Raw genomic sequence first — 14,697 nt, 5'->3', positions numbered from 1 at the left:
CTGGCTGCAGCAGGAGTCAAACATGGCCGAATCCCGGCACTCTATTTTTCGTCAATTCGCTGCGAGCGATTGGAATGGATTCCTCAAAGGAGTAGAGAAGGAAGGTCTGCGCGTTGACCGCAATGGTTTTATCGCTCAGACACCCCATCCCGAGGCTTTGGGCTCAGCGCTGACGCATCCGTCTATCACAACCGATTACTCTGAAGCTTTGCTTGAACTAATTACCCCGGTGTGCAGCAGTACACCCGAGATGCTGGAGTCTTTGCGTAACACCCACTGCTTTGTGCAGCAGAATCTCGGAGATGAGGTTTTCTGGCCCGCGAGCATGCCTTGCGAATTGGACGGCGACGCCAGTATTCCCATCGCGGAGTATGGCTCTTCCAACACCGGACGGCTAAAGCACGTATACCGCCAAGGTCTGGCGGTTAGGTACGGCCGCATGATGCAAAGTATCGCCGGCACCCATTACAACCTCTCGCTGCCGGACAGCTTCTGGGATATCTGGCAGGGCGCGCTGGGCGACCAGCAAAGCATGAAAGACTTCAAGTCTGAGCAATATTTCTGGTTAATTCGTAATTTCCGCCGCAGAAGCTGGCTGCTGATGTTGCTCTTCGGCGCCTCACCAGCTTTGGACGCAAGCTTTGTTGATGGCGTGCGTCACGACCTTAGCCGGTTTGACGAGCGTAGCTGGTTTGGTGACTATGCCACCTCATTGCGCATGGGCGATTTGGGTTATCACAACAACGCCCAGTCGTCGTTGAATATTTGCTTCAACAAGCTCAGTACCTATACCCAAACTCTGGATAGAGCTATTCATACCAATTGGCCAGCCTATGAAGCTTTGGGTACCCAGCGTGACGGTCAGTTTATCCAGATCAACACCAGCGTGCTGCAGATAGAAAATGAGTACTACAGTGCCGTTCGGCCTAAGCGCACTGTTCAAAGCGGAGAAAAGCCGATTCATGCGCTTGAATCTCGCGGTGTGGAATATATTGAAGTGCGTTGTTTGGATCTCGACCCCTTTTCGCCGGTAGGGGTTAATGAAGCTCAGATCGATTTTCTGGATCTTTTCCTGTTGGACTGTTTGCTCTCAGAGTCGCCGCGAATCGACGATGCAGAGTGTAGTTTGTTGGATGATAACTACAAAGATGTTGTGTCCAAAGGGCGTAATCATGAGCTGGCCCTGTGCAGGGCTGGCGAGCGCACGCCCATTGGTGAAGCGGCTACCGACATACTTGATCGCCTAGAGCCGCTGGCAGGCGTGCTTGACGGCTGGAATGGAGGTGACGTGTATCGTAAGGCTCTTTCAGCTCAGCGGGGTGTTTTATCCGGCGATAGCCAAGCGCCGTCTGCCCGGGTTGTTGATGCCATGCGGGCTTCCGGGCTTGGCCACAAGGACTGGACCATGGATATGGCGCTAAAACATCAGAGCACGCTTCGCAAAGAAGGTATGGATGCCGGTGTAGAAGCGGCCTTTGTTGCGGCAAGTAAGAGCTCAATAGACGAGCAGAAACGAATTGAGGCATCGGACACTCTGACGTTCAATGACTTTCTTGAACAATACCTGCGCTCCTGAAACGGGGCGCAGAACGTGTCGTTATGTTAGGTAGTTTCAGTTAGTTCTCATCATTGGCGGACATGCTTCACAGAAGCAGAACAAAAATTTGTCACTTTCTGACGCTGGTGCTAACGTCAGTAGCATCAGTTTGAGGGAGACGCGATATGGTAAAGGACATGAAACTCGGCTTAGGCATCGAAGCCTTGAATAAAGCCTATCGTCAGGGCCACTTGGCCGCTTCCATGGGTATGGATAAAAGCCGTTGCCCCTATCGTGGCGAAGTGGTTGTTGCTGCCTGGGAGGCAGGTTGGGATGACGCCGGTGAAAGTCTCCGGGAAGAAGCCGCCATAGCGGAAAATGATCTGTTCTCCCGGATTGCCTAAAACGCTCTGGTTCCGCCCTACTTTTGCACCACGAATTCTGTAAACAGCACGCCGGTTATCGCTTCGCCGGTTTGCTGTTCCTCCAGCACTGTGTTTATTCTTGATTTGGCTTCCTCACGCAGCGCCTCCTGACCTTCCATAGTGGTCAGCTTGTCTGTATCTGTTTGCTCGCCAAACAGCATCACCAACTCATGGCGCAGCCTTGGCATATGGGCTTCCACCGCGGGCCTTGTAGTCTGCTTTGAAGCCCTGAGACTGATGGTTGCTTTCAGGTAGGTTAATTTTCCGCCCGGGCTTCCAACGTGAGTTACGAAGGCCGGTTCCATGGCGATGTAATCCGTAACGCCCGATTTTTCTGCGGCTCCGTCGTTGCCATTGGTGGCGTCTTCTGCCCAGGCGTTAGGTAGCTGTAGAAATAGCAACAAGATAATGAATAAAACGAATTTTGGCTGAGGTGTCATAAGCTTGCAGTTCGTCGTGGTTTAGGGTTTAGTGACAAATTCAGCAGCGTTTCCGCCGGATAAACCGAGAATAGCAGGCCAGGCAACGCATTTGTGTAAAACTGAGGAAACTTTGTGAAAGTAAGAGCACTCTTTGCACTCGTTTTTGTTGTCTGCGCCGGGTTATTGGGTGTGGCATTTTATATGGAGCACGTTATGGGGCTTGAACCTTGCCCGCTGTGCTGGCTCCAGCGCTTTGGTTTTATGGGGGTTGGGCTGGTGAGCTTTGTGGCGGCTTTGCATGGGCCAAAGTCGCTAGGGGTGCGAGTATATGGCATGTTGCTGGTAGCAACGGCCGGCGCCGGGCTGGGCGTTGCGGGCCGACAGTTGTGGCTCCAGAACTTGCCTCCGGATCAGGTGCCTGCCTGCGGCCCCTCGGTGGACTATATGTTGGAAGTACTGCCGTTTATGGACGTGCTGACGACCGCACTCAAAGGAACAGGCGACTGCGCCGCTGTTGTTTGGCGATTTCTTGGTTTGAGCATTCCGGGTTGGAGTGCTGTGTTTTTTGCGCTGTTGATAATTTCGGGTTTGATCATGCTCTTCCACCGGGGAAACCCGAAAAGCCAAATCGCGGGTTGAAACGGTTGCGACCGGAAGCCAGCATGGGGTAAGTTGATTCGAACTTAACAAAAATCAGCACCATGGCTGAACAGTAGGACTTTCAAGCGGAGATAAGGCGTTATGTTGGAAAACTGCCGAAATGCCAGGGAGCGCTGGGGTGGCGTCAGCGAGCTTATTGACCGTTGGCTCAAGGATCGTCAAGAGCTTCTGGTTCACTACTGCGATTTGTCCGGCGAAAGCGATTTCTCGCAAACAGAAGCCCTTAAAAACAAGTTTGTACGGCTATGTGAAGTGTTGGTGGACTATGTTTCTACCGGCCACTTTGAGATTTATGAGCAGCTTGTGAGGGAGGCCCGTGAATTCAACGATGGCGGGTTGGAGCTGGCAGCCAAGGTATACCCGCGTATTGAAGAAACCACAGAAGTGGCGCTTAATTTTAACGACCAGTTGGACGAAGCTGATTTGTCTGAAAAAGATGTGAAAGCGCTGTTTGAACAACTTTCCCATCTGGGTGAAACGCTGGAAAGTCGCTTTGAGATGGAGGACTTTTTGATTGAGCATCTGCACAACGTGCATGGAGACAAAGTTGCCCCGGCCTGAGTTGATTTGGCATAGGCGATCACAAAAAAGCCTCAGCACTTACACGGTTGGTTGCTGAGGCTTTTTTTGCTTCAGGCAGGCTGAAGCTTCCTTTCTAGATTATTCGGACGCAGAGTCTTCTTTGTCTGCGTCTGGGTTTACTGCCAGTAGCTCCACATCGAAAACCAAGGTTTCGTTAGGGCCAATTGAACGGTTTCCGCCCGGGCCGTAGGCTAGATCAGACGGAATGTATAGCTTATAGCGGGCGCCTTCGCTCATGAGCTGCAGGCCTTCGGTCCAGCCGGGGATAACCTGATTCAGGGCAAATGTAACTGGCTCGCCGCGCTCGCGGGAGCTGTCAAAGACCTCACCGGAAAGCAGTTCACCTGTGTAGTGCACCTGTACGGTATCGGTTGCACCCGGCTGCTCACCGTTACCCTCTTCCAAAACTTCGTACTGAAGCCCGGAGTCGGTTGTTTCGATACCATCGCGCTCAGCGTTCTCAGCAAGGAAGGACTCACCGGCTTCACGGTTTTTCTCCGCCAACTCTTCAGCTTGCTTGCTTTGCTCTTCTTGCAGCGACTGTTGGTATTCCATCAAAGCCTTCTGGATCTCTTCGCGGCTCATACGCTTGGATTCGTCGTCGCCGGCATGTCCGTGTTGAATCCCTTGAAGGAATTGATCCATTTGAAGGTTTGGCAGGTCGTTACCCATCCGCTCACCCAGCACAAGACCCATGCCATAGCTAACTTTCTCATCGGTAGAGTCCAGCTTCGGGTCTGCTGGAGTCTCAGGGGGCGTTGAACATCCAGCAACCACGCCAGTCATCGCCAGTGCAAGTAGCGTTTTTTTCATTACATCATCCTTTCGGGTTGGTACGGAGTGGGCTGAAACCCACGTATTGTGTTTGCCAAAGGGCAAAAGGTAGCGGGTTCAGAGCTCAGATTCCACTGAACATCTGTTAAGGCGTTACAGATTGTTCAGTGAAGATGCGCATATGCCGTCAGCTTTCATTACTGCCGGCGTTTGGGCTAAGCGTGAAGGGCGCGCTATAGGGGGATTGCCAATCGGTCTCAGGATTCGAGATTCTCGCAGGCGCTCGGCTTTTGTCAGCTCTCTCGATGGCGAGTGTATTCCATGGGCCTTGCTCCGGCGGCCGGTCGGCGTAGTGCCAGTTGCCGTCGGTATCTTTCCATTTGAAAACTATGTCGGGGCCTTCTGTCGGGATCGGCGAGGGGACCAGCCCCTCAAATGCGGGTATTTCCGTTGGCGCTTCTTCCGCTACAGGCTCGGATATTTGGTCTGGCTCATTTAGGCCAAAGACTATCAGGAGCATCAATAAACCGAGAGCTGGGAACGAGAGCCGAACAAGCCATTTGATTAGCATGGCGTTGCGCCTCCGGGTTGAAGGGTGGAAATGATGTCGCGCAAAATACCAAGCAATTGTTTGGCTTCCGGGCTTGTACCAGCTGCCGGTGCTGCAGTCGTTAGATTAGACTGAATCAGCTCGTCACTTGTATACATAGTGCTTGGTTCCGGGTGGGGGGCTTGAGAATTCCGCCAGACTAAGGCCAGTTCTATTCGTTCTGCCTCCAGCTCAAGGTTGGCGAGGTTTGTGCGCAGAGGTAAGTAAGCTCTCTGCGCTTTCGGCACAGATCTGCGAATGCCGCGTAAGCTGCCGGTTACACGGTTGCGCCACTCTGTTACCGTAGCCTCCTCGATTCCGGTGTAGGCTATGCCGTTAAGGGCAAGCCAGCCGGCGCATAAAATTCGTGTTACGCTCCAGCCCTCATCCTGAAGTGCCAAACAGGCTTCTTGCGCCGCGGAGTGCTGCCAAATTGCCAGTGCAAATTGCCAAAGAGGGTTGTCCGGCTCTAAGTCTTCCGGTAACTCCATGGTTTTTAATGGTAAATCTTGGGAGACGAGCGAGCTGGCTGACATGAGCATTGAACCGTCCCTGACAATTTCACCTTGATTATATGACAACATGTTAACGATAACCGATCTCAGTTTACAACGGGGTGGCGCCTGGTTGCTAGATTCCGTCGCCCTAACGGTTCAATCCGGCCAACGTGTGGCGGTTGTTGGTGCCAATGGTGCAGGCAAATCCAGCCTCTTCCAGTTACTGCTAGGACAACTGACGCCGGAGCAGGGCAGCGTGTCTCTTCCCGGCGGCTGCCGTATTGCGCACATGGCGCAGGAAGTGGAGGCGACAGAACGAAGCGCCAGAGACTTCGTTCTTGATGGAGATCTGGATTTGCGGCGGCTTGAGCGCGAACTCAAGCAGGCGGAAGCCCGGGGCGATGACAACGCCGTTGCGCACATACATGGTGAGTTAGATGTACATGAGGCTTGGTCTGCGGCGCGGCGTGCAGAATCTTTGCTCCGGGGGCTAGGATTCCGGAATGAAGACCCAGACCGGCCAGTTTCCGCATTCTCGGGCGGATGGCGTATCCGTCTGAACCTTGCTCAGGCGCTCATGCGGCCTTCCGATCTTTTGTTGCTCGACGAGCCAACCAACCACTTAGACCTTGATGCCTGCCTTTGGCTAGAAAACTGGCTGCGCCGCTACGATGGAACCCTGTTGTTTATTTCCCACGATCGTGACTTCATGGATAGGGTGGCCACCCACATAGTACATTTTGATCGGCAGAAGCTGGAGCTATATACGGGTAACTACTCAGCGTTTGAAGGGCAGCGCAGCGAACGTATTGCGCAACAGCAAGCCGGCTTTGAACGGCAGCAAGCGAGAATTGCCGAAATCCAGCGCTTTATTGATCGATTCAAAGCGAAAGCCACCAAGGCTAGGCAAGCACAAAGCCGGGTAAAATCTCTGGAACGGATGGAGAAAATTGCCCCTGCGCACATAGATTCACCGTTCAGCTTCGAATTTCCCATGGCAGATAAAGTATCTAACCCGTTGCTCTCGATAAGACACGGACAAGCCGGGCATGGTGACACCAAGGTACTGAGCAACATTAATTTAACCCTTCTGCCAGGGAGCCGTGTTGGATTACTGGGTCCTAACGGTGCTGGCAAATCAACTTTGATGGATGCGTTGCTAGGGCAGGGCGAGCAAGGTACAGCTAGCACCCTGTTATCCGGTGAGCGCACCTGCGGCGAGCATCTGGCGATAGGGTACTTTGCGCAACACCAGTTGGAATCACTCGATCTTGATGCAAGCCCTTTTCTCCACTTGCAACGGTTGTCGCCCAGAGCGTCTGAGCAAAGCGTTCGCAACTTTCTCGGTGGTTTTGATTTCCATGGTGATGAAGCCCTGAGCCCCATTCGCTCATTTTCTGGTGGAGAGAAGGCCCGTGTTGCTTTGGCGGTTATCGCCTGGCAAAAGCCCAATCTGCTTTTGTTGGATGAGCCGACTAACCATCTTGATCTGGAGATGCGTCAAGCCTTGACTATGGCGCTGCAGAATTTTGAAGGCGCTATTGTGGTGGTATCTCACGACAGGCACCTGTTGCGTAATACCGTTGACGAATTTTGGCTGGTGAACGATGGCCATGTTGCGGAGTATCAGGGTGATCTTGAAGATTACGAGAGCTGGTTGGCGGATCGCCGAAAAGACGATGCCGAACCACCAAAGCGTCAGCTTGGCAGTGCTGCTAGCTCCTCAGATACAGCACCGGCACAAGCAGACGCTGCTGTAGGGGAAAGTGCTGAAGACAGAAAGGCCCGCAAGCGAGTGGAAGCCGCGCTCAGACAGAAGCTGAGCCCATACCGTAAGAAGCAGGCGACATTGGAAAAGCAGATGGAAACTCTGCATGAGACGCTGAACGACTTGGAGTCTGAGCTTGCAGATCCTGCCCTTTACGGTGATGAGTCCAAAGGCCGCTTAAAAGACCTGCTAGGTAAGCAGTCGGCGGCGAAAGGTCAACTTGAAGATGTTGAAGCTCAGTGGCTTGATGTCAGCGAAACGGTCGAGGCAATGGAGGGTGAGCTGGCGGGACAGTGAAGCGAAGCGCTCCGTCAGCCGCCAGCCAGCTCAAGCACAAAGTTTTGCTTGGCAAGGTAGTCCTGTTCATTCATCAGATCGGCATAGGTCAGAGGTCGCTCATCAAACCAGCCTTCCGGAAACGTCACTAAAAGGCCTTGCTCCCTAGGTTGGAGAGTGAAAGCCGGTGGCGGTTCCAGATTGCGGGAGTGCTGAATCAGTACGGCCAAGCGTACCAGTATACATAAGTGCCGCAGGCGCCCTAGATCGCTGGGGTCGACGCCATCGAAAATGGACGAGCTGAATTTTCGGCGGTGGCCGCGCACCAAAATGGCCAGTTCCCGTTGCGCCTGCTGCGTAAAACCAGCGAGGTCAGAGTAGTGCAACAGATAAGCGCCGTGCTTGTGATATTGGCTATGGGAAATTGCCAGACCGATTTCGTGTAACCTGCAGGCCCAGCGCAGGGTCTCTTCGTCTGTAGGTGTGTTTAGCCCCCAGTGTTCCGCAATCTGCTCCCAAGCAGCGACCGCCGTTGCCTCTACAGCGGCCCCGTGGTTTTGATCCGCCTGATACCGCTCCTGCAGCGCTGAAATACTGCGCTCACGCACATCCTCATGCTGGATTCGCCCGGCTATTCCGTATAGTAGACCCTCTCGAAGTGCTCCGTCAGTATAGATGAGTTCCTGAATGTTCAAAGACTGGAACGCCCCCATAAGGATGGCAAATCCGGCGGGGAAAATATTCTGTCGGTCTGGCCGCAACCCCAAATCGCTTAGCTTCTCGACACTGCCCATATCCACAAGCCGTCGGCGTAGCTCCTCCATGGCATTCCAGGTAACGGCACCATCGGTGATTTTAAGCGTCTTCAAAACGTTGCAAATAGCCTTGATAGACCCGGATGCTCCTACCGAACTTTCCCAGCCTATTGAACGAAAGCGCCGGCGAATGCCTAATAGTTCTTGCTCTGCGTGGGTAATGGCTTTGTCCATTTGTTTACGGGTTATTCGGCCATCGGAAAAATACCGGTTCCGAAAAGACACGCATCCCATGTGTAGGCTTTCCAGCTCCTGTGGCTCAAATCGCTCGCCAATAATGAGTTCCGTGCTGCCTCCGCCTATGTCGATCACCAGACGCCGCCCGGCGTCATCTGAGAGTGTGTGTGAGACGCCCAGATAGATCACTCGGGCCTCCTCCCGCCCGGCGATGATCTCTACCGGATAACCCAGCACCTCTTCTGCTCGTGCGATAAACTGGTTGGCATTACGCGCCACCCTGAGCGCATTTGTACCTACAATCTGAACACCCTCGGGAGGCGTACCGTTAAGGCGCTGGGCAAACCGCCGCAGGCAGTCCAAGCCACGCTGTTGCGCCGCTTCTGTTAGATTGTTTTCAGAATCAAGGCCGTCGCCTAGCTGAACTTTTTCGCCCATTCTTTCCATGGTGCGGATTTCGCCCTGGACAAGTCTGGCCACAACCATATGGAAACTGTTTGAGCCCATATCGATGGCCGCAAGCATATCCGGTGGCGTAGCTGCGATTTCGGCGGAAGAGGTGGCCGTCACGGTGGTCTGAATCCTGTGGTAAGAATCTGCGCGTACTATAAGCCATAATCATAGGATATGTCAGTCAATGCGCGGGTTTGGCTCTAGTGGAAAGTTGACCGAATTGACTGGGGTCAGAACATTGAGCAATCAAGGTGGTGGATCTACCGCTTCACATACGCGGGATCAATCGCGTAAAGTAGCAACCAAAGCACTAATCAGGAAAAAACGAAATGAGCGGAAATATTGTAAACGTAACAGATGCTTCCTTCGAACAGGACGTACTTCAATCTGACGTTCCCGTACTGGTTGATTACTGGGCGGAGTGGTGCGGCCCCTGCAAGATGATCGCACCCGTACTCGAAGAAATTGCCGACGAATACGATGGCAAACTGAAGGTTTGCAAGCTCAACATCGACGAAAACGAGCAGACCCCGCCTAAGTTCAACATCCGAGGTATTCCCACGCTGATGCTGTTCAAAAATGGCAACGTTGACGCCACCAAAGTAGGCGCACTGTCCAAGTCTCAGCTCGCGGCCTTCTTGGACAGCAATCTCTGATTGCATCCTGAAAGCCTGAAAACCGCCCCTGGGCCCTGCTCTTGGGCGGTTTTTTTAGGCCTGGATTCACCATGACCGAAACCGCCCCCAAAAAAACTTGCGCCCTGCTACTGGCTGGCGGTGCAGGAACCCGAATGAACGGCAAAGACAAAGGCCTATTGCATTGGCGCGACCGCCCCATGGCCCACTGGGTAGCAGAAGCCCTCAGCGCTGTTACCACGCCACTACTCATCAGCGCCAACCGATCCCTAAAAGACTACCGCCTGCTTGGCCACGTGCTGCAAGATGCCCCGGACCTAAAAGGCCAAGGCCCCCTCGCTGGACTACTGGCGGGCCTAACCGAAGCCCGAAAACGCGGCTTCGACGCCGTACTCATATGCCCCTGCGACACTCCGGGTATACAGCCAGAGGTATTTCAGCAGTTAACAACTGCGTGGCACGAACAGCCTGAATACCCCGTTATCGCCCAATGTGCCGGAAGAACCCACCCCTTGCACGGTGTTTACCCGGTATCACTTATTAACCTGCTGGAAACCCAGCTACGAGACGACAACCGAAGGGTAATGGTGTTCGCTGAAAGTGCAGGCGCGAGAATTCTGGATTACCCCGATGCCGAGGAAACGTTCCAAAATCGAAACCGGCCAGAAGACCTAGAGAGTTAGGGGAGAAAGGCAAGAGGGCTTGGTACAAATTAGGGCTTTGGCGGAGAACTCCTTCCCGAAAGTGTGCGTAGCCAAGGATGGCGGAGCCAAGCGTACAAGGACGTATCAACAGCGTTTTTCGGGAAGGAGTTCTCCGTCAAAGTCCGGCTGGCACTCTCCCAAGTTACGGCTGCCGATCGCCAGTGTCCCAAGCATCCCCCCGAGCAACATCCGAAGCCTTCTGCTCCACCCAATGCTCCCCAGCCTCTGAAAGCTCCTTCTTCCAAAACGGCGCCGATGTCTTCAAAGCGTCCATAATAAACTCGCAAGCCGCAAATGCATCCCCCCGATGGGCGCTGCAAACTCCCACAAACACAATTTGCTCCTGCAATAGCAACCGCCCAACTCGATGAATCACCCGCGCCTTGCGTACATCCCAGCGCCGCGAAGCCTCCTTAATCAGCCCAGAAATCACCTGCTCCGTCATCCCCGGATAATGCTCCAAAAACAATCCGGAAACGTTTTGAGTATCTCCACTATCCCGTACCAGCCCCGTAAACGTCGCAATAGCCCCCGTACCGGCACCGCTATCCCGCAGTGCCTCATACTCAGAACCTGAATCAAAATCCTCAGATTGAATGCTGATCATGTTAGCCCCCCGTTACCGGCGGGAAAAAAGCCACTTCATCTCCGGCCCTAACCGGGGTGGCAGGCTTCGCCATAGCTTGATTAATCGCAATCATCACCGGCTGACCGCTTTGCAGTTGCGCCCAAGGGCCGCCGCGCCTAGCCAGCTCAGCCAGCAAATCACCGGCGGTCTGATCCTTTTCTGCCGGCAAGGTGAGTTGCTCAGTGCCCAACTCCTCTCGGAGGCGGGCAAAAAAACGAACAGTTAGGGTTTGGTTAGTCATATCAACTCAATAGCTCTGTGAATGGGTAATAGGTTATCAAGTCGCCCTCTGCAACCATCTCGTGTTCCGGAACCACAGCCAAACCTCCGGCCCAGCAGGCGGAACTGAGAACGCCCGAGCTTTGGTTAGGGTAAGCGGTTACCTGAACCTTACCCTCAATAAGCTCGGTGCGGGCGCGCAAAAACTCTCTGCGCACAGACGGAGACGTCACATTAAGCGCGGCGGGAACCTGCTGTCCCACAGGGTGAACTTCAAGGCGCCCCTGACAAGTACGTATGTAAGGCATGCCCACAACCAAAAACGTAACCAGAACCGCCGCCGGGTTACCGGGTAAACCAAGCACCGGCGTGCCGTTAATCGAGCCGAACGCCAAAGGCTTGCCGGGCTTGATTGCCATACGCCAAAGCGTCAGCTCACCGGACTCTTCCAGCACCGCGCGAACGTGATCTTCCTCACCTACAGAGACGCCCCCGCTGGTAATGATCAGGTCTGACACTGCTGCCGCGCGCTCTAGTGTCTCGCGAGTAACAGAGCGAGTGTCCCGCAGGGTTTCGCACAGCACCACCTCACAACCAGCCTCAGCCAGAAGACCAAGCAGAGTGAACCGATTGGTATTATAGATCTGCCCCGGGCCCAACGGATTACCTGGGTCAACTAACTCATCACCCGTGGATAGAATCGCAACCCGGAGCTTTTTCACCACAGTAACGTCGGCTATGCCCATAGATGCCAAAAGGCCCATTTCCTGCGCTCGAATTTTCGTGCCTTGTGCTAGCGCTAGACTACCCTCGGCAAGATCTTGACCGCGCCTGCGGATATTTTGATCGGCCTTTACTTCTGCGTTGATCAGAATGCCATTTTCAATAACATCCACTCGCTCCTGCATAATCACCGTATCGGCGCCCTCGGGAACCTCTGAGCCGGTAAAAATGCGCGCAGCCGTACCGGGCTTTAACGGGCCGGGAGCAGAGCCAGCAGGGATTCGGTCTGATACCGACAGAGTTTGACCCGGCGAATAATCCTCAGTGCGCAGGGCGTAGCCATCCACCGCGCTATTGTCCGCAGGTGGCACATCTGCAGGCACTCGATAATCTTGCGCCAGTATGCGCCCCAGGGTTTCAGTGAGCGGCAAGCGCTCGCTTCCTGTTACCACCGGGGCCCCGCTCAGGAGGTGAGCAATAGCCTCTTCAACCGGTGTCAGATTGGCTGCCATGTCTTTCTCCGTATTCAGAATTAACGTTCGGCGCGAGTGCCAATAACCTGCTGCAGGCGTTCTATAGCGCGCTCTGGCTTGCGGCCTACCAATGCTGAAAAATTGCAAGGGCCGTGGCGGCTGTCGAGCTGTGTCTTCAAAATGCCATTCCATCCCGTACGGCATGCTCCGGTGGAGCCGGGTAGGCAGAAAATGGCTGTATGGTTGGCAAGGCCGCCAAAGGCTCGGGATTGAATGGTTGATGTGCCGATCTCGGTGGCTGACTGTCGGCGGAACTCCTCACCGAATCCTTCAATCGTTTTGTCCAGCAGAGGTGTAACGGCTTCTGGTGTGCTGTCGCGCTCGTGGAAACCAGTGCCACCTGTAATGATCACTGCATGGACATCCGGATCTGCAATCCAGACTGACATAGCAGCGCGCACTAAGTAGACGTCATCCGGGAGAATGCGCCGTGAAATCAGCGTATGTCCGGCTTCCAGCACGCTGTCTTCAAGAAACTGACCGGAGGAATCCTCGTTCGGGCCTCGGGTGTCGGAAATCGTAAGGATGGCGATATTGAGAGGTTTGAGTTCGCTGGTGCTTTCACTGCTCATGGGCGGGCTCCGAAAATCACAGAAAAATTCTATGCACCAGTATCCTTGTCAGAGATAGGGAATGGAAGGGAGTAACCCATCAGGGGGAGGCCTGAAGCCTCACTTGTAGGCGTTTTAACCGAAAAGTTGACTCTAATTTCGCTACTGCACTTGACATTGCCCAGCAAGGTAGCAGATTATCGTTCCTGCCCTACGAACGATTGTACCCACTCTACTGGCTTCTGTTATTTTCCGGATTACATCCACACCGGTTGCTTCATCTGGCCAGCATCTGTTTTGACAATGAATTTTATAATCTGTTCAGGGGCACCCCTGTCATACCAACTTCCGTTTAATTCCATTCCTGAAAAATCTAATAACCTATGAATCTTACTGAACTCAAGCAGAACTCCATGCCCGAATTGCTCGACATCGCGCAACAGATGGGCCTCGATAACCTGGCACGTTCGCGTAAACAGGATGTTATCTTCACCATACTGAAGAAGCATGCCAAAAGCGGCGAAGACATTTACGGCGACGGCGTACTGGAGATTTTGCAGGATGGTTTCGGCTTCCTCCGCTCCGCGGACGCCTCCTACTTGGCTGGGCCAGACGACATTTACGTTTCGCCCAGCCAGATCCGCCGGTTTAACCTACGTACCGGTGATACGGTTGCTGGCAAGATTCGCCCGCCGAAAGACGGCGAACGCTATTTTGCCTTGCTGAAAGTCGCAGAGATTAACTTCGACAAGCCGGATAACGCCCGTAACAAAATCCTGTTTGAAAACCTGACCCCGCTGTTCCCCGATGAGCGCATGGCGCTTGAAACCGGCAACGGCAGCACGGAAGACTTGTCTTCCCGTGTGTTGGATCTGGTTGCACCTATCGGTAAGGGGCAGCGTGGTTTGATTGTATCGCCACCCAAGGCTGGTAAAACCCTGCTGATGCAGAGCATTGCGCAGTCTATTACTCGTAATCATCCGGAATGCCACATCATTGTTCTGTTGATTGATGAGCGTCCGGAAGAGGTCACTGAAATGCAGCGCACCGTGCGCGGCGAAGTGATAGCCTCCACCTTTGATGAGCCGCCTGCGCGTCACGTTCAGGTTGCTGAAATGGTCATCGAGAAGGCCAAGCGTTTGGTTGAGCATAAGAAAGATGTGGTTATCCTGCTGGATTCCATTACTCGTCTTGCTCGTGCTTACAACACAGTTATCCCATCGTCGGGCAAGGTGTTGACAGGTGGTGTGGATGCCCACGCATTGGAAAAGCCCAAGCGTTTCTTTGGTGCAGCCCGTAATGTAGAAGAGGGTGGCAGCCTAACAATTCTTGCGACGGCTTTGGTGAGCACGGGTTCCAAAATGGACGAAGTGATCTACGAAGAGTTTAAGGGCACAGGTAACATGGAAATCCACCTTGATCGCAAAATTGCGGAGAAGCGTGTGTATCCTGCCATCAACATTCGCAGCTCGGGCACGCGTCGTGAAGATTTGCTGATGACGGAAGCGGATATTCAGCGTGTGTGGATTCTGCGTAAGCTGCTGCACTCCATGGATGACGATACTGCGGCCATCGAGTTCTTGTTGGACAAGCTCAAAGACACCAAGACCAACGATGAGTTCTTCCAGTCTATGAAGCGCCGGTAATGCCGATCAAGTTATGGGCGCGCGCTTTTGTTGGATTACGGTTTAGCTTTGGTGTTTTTGCCTTGAGTTAACGGGTGATTTTG

At 53.6% G+C, this 14,697-nt stretch carries 17 protein-coding genes; 8 read left to right on the top strand and 9 right to left on the bottom strand.

The window, feature by feature from the left end; all coding sequences use genetic code 11:
• Positions 1–22 precede the first annotated feature (22 nt).
• Together gshA and rmf are read left to right on the top strand one after the other, a co-directional pair.
• Positions 23–1,576, top strand: a complete 1,554-nt coding sequence (gshA, locus tag KO508_RS00810) for a glutamate--cysteine ligase (protein ID WP_216006459.1) — start codon at positions 23–25, stop codon at positions 1,574–1,576.
• Positions 1,577–1,722: 146 nt separating this feature from the next.
• Positions 1,723–1,941 (top strand): ribosome modulation factor, encoded by a 219-nt coding sequence (rmf, locus tag KO508_RS00805; RefSeq protein ID WP_216006458.1) that lies wholly within the window; start codon positions 1,723–1,725, stop codon positions 1,939–1,941.
• 17 nt (positions 1,942–1,958) lie between these two features.
• Here rmf and KO508_RS00800 read toward each other — a convergent pair whose 3' ends face one another.
• Positions 1,959–2,402, bottom strand: a complete 444-nt coding sequence (locus KO508_RS00800) for a flagellar basal body-associated FliL family protein (protein ID WP_216006457.1) — start codon at positions 2,400–2,402, stop codon at positions 1,959–1,961.
• A 114-nt stretch (positions 2,403–2,516) separates the two neighbouring features.
• Between KO508_RS00800 and KO508_RS00795 the strand changes: the two genes are divergently transcribed.
• Positions 2,517–3,023 (top strand): disulfide bond formation protein B, encoded by a 507-nt coding sequence (locus tag KO508_RS00795; protein WP_216006456.1) that lies wholly within the window; start codon positions 2,517–2,519, stop codon positions 3,021–3,023.
• 102 nt (positions 3,024–3,125) lie between these two features.
• Positions 3,126–3,605, top strand: coding sequence for a sigma D regulator (rsd, locus tag KO508_RS00790; RefSeq protein WP_216006455.1), 480 nt, complete (start codon positions 3,126–3,128; stop codon positions 3,603–3,605).
• A gap of 99 nt (positions 3,606–3,704) precedes the next feature.
• On the opposite strand, the gene KO508_RS00785 is transcribed toward rsd, so the two are convergent.
• The 3 genes from KO508_RS00785 to KO508_RS00775 all read right to left on the bottom strand — a co-directional run bounded on the left by KO508_RS00785 (position 3,705) and on the right by KO508_RS00775 (position 5,531).
• The gene (locus KO508_RS00785) at positions 3,705–4,439 is read right to left on the bottom strand and encodes an FKBP-type peptidyl-prolyl cis-trans isomerase (protein WP_216006454.1); all 735 of its coding nucleotides are present in this window, start codon (positions 4,437–4,439) and stop codon (positions 3,705–3,707) included.
• A 148-nt stretch (positions 4,440–4,587) separates the two neighbouring features.
• On the bottom strand, positions 4,588–4,971 hold the full coding sequence (locus KO508_RS00780; RefSeq protein WP_216006453.1) for a DUF4124 domain-containing protein: 384 nt from the start codon (positions 4,969–4,971) through the stop codon (positions 4,588–4,590).
• Positions 4,965–5,531, bottom strand: a complete 567-nt coding sequence (locus KO508_RS00775) for a TIGR02444 family protein (RefSeq protein ID WP_252737746.1) — start codon at positions 5,529–5,531, stop codon at positions 4,965–4,967. Before KO508_RS00775 ends, KO508_RS00780 begins: the two co-directional genes overlap by 7 nt.
• A 40-nt stretch (positions 5,532–5,571) precedes the next feature.
• Between KO508_RS00775 and KO508_RS00770 the strand changes: the two genes are divergently transcribed.
• Positions 5,572–7,551 carry an ATP-binding cassette domain-containing protein gene (locus tag KO508_RS00770; RefSeq protein WP_216006452.1) on the top strand — a complete coding sequence of 660 codons (1,980 nt, stop codon included), beginning with the start codon at positions 5,572–5,574 and terminating at the stop codon, positions 7,549–7,551.
• A 14-nt stretch (positions 7,552–7,565) separates the two neighbouring features.
• Here KO508_RS00770 and ppx read toward each other — a convergent pair whose 3' ends face one another.
• Positions 7,566–9,092, bottom strand: a complete 1,527-nt coding sequence (ppx, locus tag KO508_RS00765) for an exopolyphosphatase (RefSeq protein ID WP_216006451.1) — start codon at positions 9,090–9,092, stop codon at positions 7,566–7,568.
• 212 nt (positions 9,093–9,304) lie between these two features.
• On the opposite strand from ppx, the gene trxA reads away from it, so the two are divergent.
• A complete protein-coding gene (gene trxA / locus KO508_RS00760) occupies positions 9,305–9,631 on the top strand; it encodes a thioredoxin TrxA (protein WP_008169901.1) in 327 nt (108 codons plus the stop codon).
• Between the two features lie 71 nt (positions 9,632–9,702).
• Entirely contained in the window at positions 9,703–10,293 is a 591-nt protein-coding gene (gene mobA / locus KO508_RS00755) for a molybdenum cofactor guanylyltransferase MobA (RefSeq protein WP_216006450.1), read from the top strand.
• A 163-nt stretch (positions 10,294–10,456) separates the two neighbouring features.
• On the opposite strand, the gene KO508_RS00750 is transcribed toward mobA, so the two are convergent.
• Genes KO508_RS00750 through moaB form a run of 4 tightly spaced genes read right to left on the bottom strand, consistent with a single transcriptional unit; the run spans position 10,457 to position 12,989 of the window.
• On the bottom strand, positions 10,457–10,921 hold the full coding sequence (locus tag KO508_RS00750; RefSeq protein ID WP_216006449.1) for a molybdenum cofactor biosynthesis protein MoaE: 465 nt from the start codon (positions 10,919–10,921) through the stop codon (positions 10,457–10,459).
• Position 10,922: 1 nt separating this feature from the next.
• Positions 10,923–11,183, bottom strand: a complete 261-nt coding sequence (gene moaD / locus KO508_RS00745; protein WP_216006448.1) for a molybdopterin converting factor subunit 1 — start codon at positions 11,181–11,183, stop codon at positions 10,923–10,925.
• Position 11,184: 1 nt separating this feature from the next.
• Positions 11,185–12,396 carry a molybdopterin molybdotransferase MoeA gene (locus KO508_RS00740; RefSeq protein ID WP_216006447.1) on the bottom strand — a complete coding sequence of 404 codons (1,212 nt, stop codon included), beginning with the start codon at positions 12,394–12,396 and terminating at the stop codon, positions 11,185–11,187.
• Positions 12,397–12,416: 20 nt separating this feature from the next.
• On the bottom strand, positions 12,417–12,989 hold the full coding sequence (gene moaB, locus KO508_RS00735; RefSeq protein WP_216006446.1) for a molybdenum cofactor biosynthesis protein B: 573 nt from the start codon (positions 12,987–12,989) through the stop codon (positions 12,417–12,419).
• Positions 12,990–13,351: 362 nt separating this feature from the next.
• Here moaB and rho point away from each other — a divergent pair, with 362 nt between their 5' ends.
• Entirely contained in the window at positions 13,352–14,614 is a 1,263-nt protein-coding gene (rho, locus tag KO508_RS00730; RefSeq protein WP_216006445.1) for a transcription termination factor Rho, read from the top strand.
• The last annotated feature ends 83 nt before the right edge of the window (positions 14,615–14,697 follow it).

The organism is Marinobacter salexigens, from assembly GCF_018860765.1.
Taxonomy (GTDB): Bacteria; Pseudomonadota; Gammaproteobacteria; order Pseudomonadales; family Oleiphilaceae; genus Marinobacter; species Marinobacter salexigens_A.
This window is presented reverse-complemented; position numbering and strand designations above follow the sequence as displayed.

Excerpts from the sequence above, each read along its gene's own strand:
- KO508_RS00785 (WP_216006454.1), bottom strand. The coding sequence starts at position 4,439 with ATGAAAAAAACGCTACTTGCACTGGCGATGACTGGCGTGGTTGCTGGA.
- KO508_RS00800 (WP_216006457.1), bottom strand. The coding sequence starts at position 2,402 with ATGACACCTCAGCCAAAATTCGTTTTATTCATTATCTTGTTGCTATTT.
- moaD (WP_216006448.1), bottom strand. The coding sequence starts at position 11,183 with ATGACTAACCAAACCCTAACTGTTCGTTTTTTTGCCCGCCTCCGAGAG.
- KO508_RS00775 (WP_252737746.1), bottom strand. The coding sequence starts at position 5,531 with ATGCTCATGTCAGCCAGCTCGCTCGTCTCCCAAGATTTACCATTAAAA.
- trxA (WP_008169901.1), top strand. The coding sequence starts at position 9,305 with ATGAGCGGAAATATTGTAAACGTAACAGATGCTTCCTTCGAACAGGAC.
- mobA (WP_216006450.1), top strand. The coding sequence starts at position 9,703 with ATGACCGAAACCGCCCCCAAAAAAACTTGCGCCCTGCTACTGGCTGGC.
- KO508_RS00750 (WP_216006449.1), bottom strand. The coding sequence starts at position 10,921 with ATGATCAGCATTCAATCTGAGGATTTTGATTCAGGTTCTGAGTATGAG.
- KO508_RS00740 (WP_216006447.1), bottom strand. The coding sequence starts at position 12,396 with ATGGCAGCCAATCTGACACCGGTTGAAGAGGCTATTGCTCACCTCCTG.
- rmf (WP_216006458.1), top strand. The coding sequence starts at position 1,723 with ATGGTAAAGGACATGAAACTCGGCTTAGGCATCGAAGCCTTGAATAAA.
- gshA (WP_216006459.1), top strand. The coding sequence starts at position 23 with ATGGCCGAATCCCGGCACTCTATTTTTCGTCAATTCGCTGCGAGCGAT.
- moaB (WP_216006446.1), bottom strand. The coding sequence starts at position 12,989 with ATGAGCAGTGAAAGCACCAGCGAACTCAAACCTCTCAATATCGCCATC.
- rsd (WP_216006455.1), top strand. The coding sequence starts at position 3,126 with ATGTTGGAAAACTGCCGAAATGCCAGGGAGCGCTGGGGTGGCGTCAGC.
- KO508_RS00770 (WP_216006452.1), top strand. The coding sequence starts at position 5,572 with ATGTTAACGATAACCGATCTCAGTTTACAACGGGGTGGCGCCTGGTTG.
- rho (WP_216006445.1), top strand. The coding sequence starts at position 13,352 with ATGAATCTTACTGAACTCAAGCAGAACTCCATGCCCGAATTGCTCGAC.
- KO508_RS00780 (WP_216006453.1), bottom strand. The coding sequence starts at position 4,971 with ATGCTAATCAAATGGCTTGTTCGGCTCTCGTTCCCAGCTCTCGGTTTA.